This window comes from Capnocytophaga sp. oral taxon 326 str. F0382 (genome assembly GCF_000318295.1).
GTDB lineage: Bacteria > Bacteroidota > Bacteroidia > Flavobacteriales > Flavobacteriaceae > Capnocytophaga > Capnocytophaga periodontitidis.
In genome coordinates, this window is sequence record NZ_KB291446.1 from 3245 (window position 1) to 4220 (window position 976).

Below are 976 nucleotides of genomic sequence, written 5' to 3' on the forward strand. Positions count from 1 at the left end.
TCGGTGGCGACCCGTATAGTGCTCCTGCGGTATATAATAGCAATGGTGAAGAAGGAAAACTACTCTTTTTACATAGAGACCAATTAGGGAGCATTATAGCCATCACCGACCTTAACGGCAAGCTCGTAGAAGCCCGCCATTTTGATGCGTGGGGCAAGGTATTGAGTATTACAGATGCTAACGGGAATAAACTAACTTCTTTATTATTAGACCGCGGTTATACAGGACACGAACACCTCTCAAGCGTAGGGCTTATTCATATGAACAGGCGTCTGTACGACCCTGCTTTGCACAGGTTTTTGATGCCTGATAACTATATTCAAGACCCATTCAACACTCAGAATTTTAATAGGTATGGGTATTGCTTAAATAATCCGCTAAAATATACAGACCCAAATGGAGAAATCATTTGGGCTGCGGTAATTATTGGTGCTATTATAGGGGCTACAAGTTATGCTACTAGCGCAGCTATGCACGATAATTGGTCGTGGGAAAAGTTTGCTTGGTCAACCTTAGGAGGAGCTGTTATGGGGGCTATTGGTGGTTCTTCAGTGGCAACTTCACTTACAGGAGATAGTATTGTCAATGGTTTTATTACAGGGGCTTCTTCTGTCCTTATGCCAAGTTATAATGTATCTATCGGTGATTTTAGTATAGGGCTTTCTTTGGCAGTTGCTTATGGAAATGCTGCAGGAATGGGAGTCAATTTAGGAGCTGGTTACCAAAGCGGAAATTTCTCTATTTCGGGAGGTGTAGGACTTATGGGATACAATAATTACAATGGTTTTGGCAACAATTCTTTTGAAACACGCTATTCTGCTATGGCTTCTTGGGATGATGGTAATTTAGGCTTGTCTCTTGGAACAAACATCTGGAAAGGAGATTTCTCACAAAGAACAGGGGTTATAGGACTTCATAGTGGGGATTTTAGAATGATGTATGAACACTTGTGTTTATCAAAATGTGTTAAAATTTA

Annotated in this window: 1 protein-coding gene; it reads left to right on the top strand. The window is 40.9% G+C overall.

What is annotated here, in order from left to right:
* A partial coding sequence (locus HMPREF9073_RS15300; protein WP_009413941.1) for an RHS repeat-associated core domain-containing protein occupies positions 1-976 on the top strand: 976 nt, incomplete at both ends.